Consider the following 3,419-nt stretch of genomic DNA (forward strand, 5'->3'; position numbering starts at 1 on the left):
ATGCTGTAGCCCGCTTTCACCTTGTCCACGATGCCGGCCAGGATGGAGGCTTCGCCACTGTCGCGTGCCTGGTTGATCGGCAGCTGCCAGTTCCAGCAGCGTGCGGGGTTGGAGGTGACGTTCTGCCGCGGGTAGACCACGATGAAGCCTTCGGTGTCGGCCACCTCGTTGAAGCCGGAGGCCTCGCCCATCAGGTTCGGCCCGGTCACGCAGCCGTGCAGCACCAGCAACAGGGGCAGTGGCCGCGTTTCGTCGTAGCCGGCCGGCACCCACACCTGGTACTCGCGGGCACCGAACAGATTGCCGTACAGGCCAACGTCCCAATGCCCGGGTGGGTCTGCCGCAGAGGCGGCGCCCGTGGTGGCCAGCCAGGTGCACAGCAGCAGCATCAGCGCCTTGATTGAATCGATTCCAGATTTCATGACCAGATCCTCATGCGTGAGTCGTGGATGAAGTGGTACCGGAAATCCTCGTGGACCGACCTTCCAGAGGGTGCTGCGACGCCGCTGTCAAACCCAGCCGGTGGCGTAGTAGATGCCGATCACCACGAACACCGCGAGGGTCTTGATGATGGTCACTGCGAAAATGTCCTTGTAGGCCTGCCGATGGGTCAGCCCGGTGACCATCAGCAGGGTGATGACTGCACCGTTGTGCGGCAGGCTGTCCATGCCGCCGGATGCCATCGCGGCAACACGATGCAGCACCTCCATCGGGATGCCGGCAGCCTGCGCGTTGGCGATGAAGGTCTCCGACATTGCCGCCAGGGCGATGCTCATGCCGCCCGATGCAGAGCCGGTGACACCGGCCAGACCGGTTACGGTGACCGCTTCATGCAGCAGGGGGTCCCTGATCGCCCCCAGCGCGTTGGCCACCACCATGAAGCCGGGCAACGCGGCGATGACCGCGCCGAAGCCATATTCCGAGGCGGTGTTCATGGCTGCCAGCACGGCACCACCGATCGCCGCCTTGGTGCCTTCGGCAAACTGGGTGACCACCGGGCGCCAGGCCAGCGCCAGCACCGACAGGATGCCAACCAGCAGCGCCCCCAGCACGGCCCAGATTGCGGTGATCTTCGCCACGCCCTGCACCACCGGCGCGGCGCTGCCCATGATCGACGGCACGAAGCTGTGCTCCGCACCGTACCAGTGCGGTATGCCCAGGGTGAACAGCTTGTTGGACACAAACACCAGCAGCAGCGGCAGCACGGCAATGCCCGCGTGGGCCAGATGCGTGCCTGCGAACGGTGCCGGCTCGTTCACCAGCGTGGCCGGGTCTCCGTAGCCCTCGCCACTGCGCGCCGCCGCGCGACGGCGCCACTCCAGGTAGGCCATGCCCACCGCAAGCACGAACACACTGCCCAGCGTACCCAGCACCGGAGCCGCCCAGGTATCGGTGCCGAAGAACGTGGTCGGGATGATGTTCTGGATCTGCGGCGTGCCCGGCAATGCGTCCATGGTGAAGCTGAAGCCGCCCACCCCCAGCGTGGCCGGAATCAGGCGCTTGGGGATGTTGCTCTGGCGGAACATCTCGGCCGCGAACGGATAGACCGCGAACACCACCACGAACAATGACACGCCGCCGTAGGTGAGCAGGCCCGACACCAGCACGATCGACAGCATCGCCCGCTGCGGTCCGAACAAGCGGATCGCCGCACCCACGATCGAGCGGGAGAAGCCGGACAGTTCGATCAGCTTGCCGAACACCGCGCCCAGCAGGAACACCGGAAAGTAGAGCTTGAGGAAGCCAACCATCTTGTCCATGAACAAGCCGGTGAACATCGGTGCCACCAGCGAGGGATCGGTGAGCAGCACTGCGCCAAGCGCGGCGATGGGCGCGAACAGGATCACGCTGTAACCGCGGTAGGCCACCAGGATGAGGAAGGCCAGCGCTGCAAGTACGATCAGTAACGACATACGGCGCTTCCGGGTGGGGACGCGCCCAGTATCCGGATCTGGCGACCGCTGCCGACTGGACCTAGGTCCACTCGCCGGTGCGCAACCGCGCCGCTAGCCTAGCGTCCATGGGTGGCAATGGGCCATTCGCCGCGTACATGCCTTGGGGGAGGACCGAATGAAACGGAATTGCTTGAGCCTGATGATCGGCACACTGCTGGCCACCGGGCCGGTTCTGGCGCAGGACGCACCGCAGGGCGCGCCGGCAGCCGCCCGCACCGCTTCGGCCACCAACCTGGACAGCATCACGGTGACCGCACGCAAGCGCGAGGAAACCCTGCAGGAGGTGCCGGTTGCCGTCACCGCCTTTACGTCCGAAGCCCTGGACAAGATGAACGTCCAGGACATCAGCGACCTTGATGGACAGGTCCCCAACCTGACCATCTACGCGGCGCGCGGCGCCAGCAGCACGGTCACCGCCTACATCCGCGGTGTTGGCCAGTCCGACCCTACCTGGGGCGCTGACCCGGGCGTGGGCATCTACCTGGACGACGTCTACATCGCCCGTCCGCAGGGTGCGTTGCTGGACGTGTTCGATGTCTCGCGCATCGAGGTGCTGCGCGGTCCGCAGGGCACGCTGTACGGCAAGAACACCATCGGCGGTGCCATCAAGTACATCTCGCGCGGCCTGCCCACCCAGACCGAAGGCTTCGCCCAGATCACCGTGGGCAACTACAGCCAGTTGGACGCCAAGGCGGCGATCGGCGGCCCGATCGGCGGGGCCGACAGCGGCCTGCGTGCGCGCGTGGCGGTGGCCAGCATGAATCGTGACGGCTTCGGCGAGAACACCTTCACCAACCAGCCGGTCAGTGACAAGCAGATCAATGCTGCGCGCTTCAACCTGGGTGCGTATGCGGGCGACGACTTCGACGTGCAGTTCGCCCTGGACTGGATCGACGACCAGTCCGGCATGCGTGGCTCGAAGATGCTGGCACCCAACCCGTTCGTGCGCGCCTACCCGCCGATGGATGACCGCTACGACATCCGCTCGGGCATGCGCAACCTCAACAGCGTGGAGACCAAGGGCGCCTCGGCCACGGTGAACTGGCGGCCCAGCGAAGACGTTGCGCTGAAATACGTGGTGGCCAAGCGCGAATCGGACAGCGACGCGAACATCGACTTCGACAGCACGCCGGTCAAGCTGGCCGATGTAGGTGGCACTTACCATGACGACCAGGTCAGCAACGAGGTGCAGCTGAACTACGATGCCGGCGGCCGCGTGCGCGGCGTGGTGGGCCTGTACCAGTTCAGTGGCGAGGCCGGTGGACAGATCCGCAACAACTTCTTCAACCTGCAGTTCGGCGACACCCGTGGCAAGGTGCTCACCGACAGCATCGCGCTGTACGCCGACTGGACGTTCGACCTGACCAGCAAGCTGAAGCTGGACGTCGGCGCCCGCTACACCGACGAGGACAAGCGCGCGATCRTGCTCAACCGCTTCTACTCGGATGCGACGTTCACCCGTCC

General features: G+C 65.5%; 3 protein-coding genes. 1 reads left to right on the plus strand and 2 read right to left on the minus strand.

Annotated elements, in window-relative coordinates; all coding sequences use genetic code 11:
- On the minus strand, nt 1–422 hold a 422-nt coding region (locus AC1DJN_RS21275), incomplete at its 3' end, for a CE1 family esterase (RefSeq protein WP_478040123.1).
- A gap of 87 nt (nt 423–509) precedes the next feature.
- On the minus strand, nt 510–1,913 hold the full coding sequence (locus tag AC1DJN_RS21280) for a GntP family permease (RefSeq protein WP_313113604.1): 1,404 nt from the start codon (nt 1,911–1,913) through the stop codon (nt 510–512).
- 181 nt (nt 1,914–2,094) lie between these two features.
- Here AC1DJN_RS21280 and AC1DJN_RS21285 point away from each other — a divergent pair.
- A partial coding sequence (locus AC1DJN_RS21285) for a TonB-dependent receptor (RefSeq protein ID WP_478040125.1) occupies nt 2,095–3,419 on the plus strand: 1,325 nt, incomplete at its 3' end.

It is taken from the genome of Stenotrophomonas sp. 05L414_2 (assembly GCF_056397905.1).

Excerpts from the sequence above, each read along its gene's own strand:
- AC1DJN_RS21280 (WP_313113604.1), bottom strand. The coding sequence starts at position 1,913 with ATGTCGTTACTGATCGTACTTGCAGCGCTGGCCTTCCTCATCCTGGTG.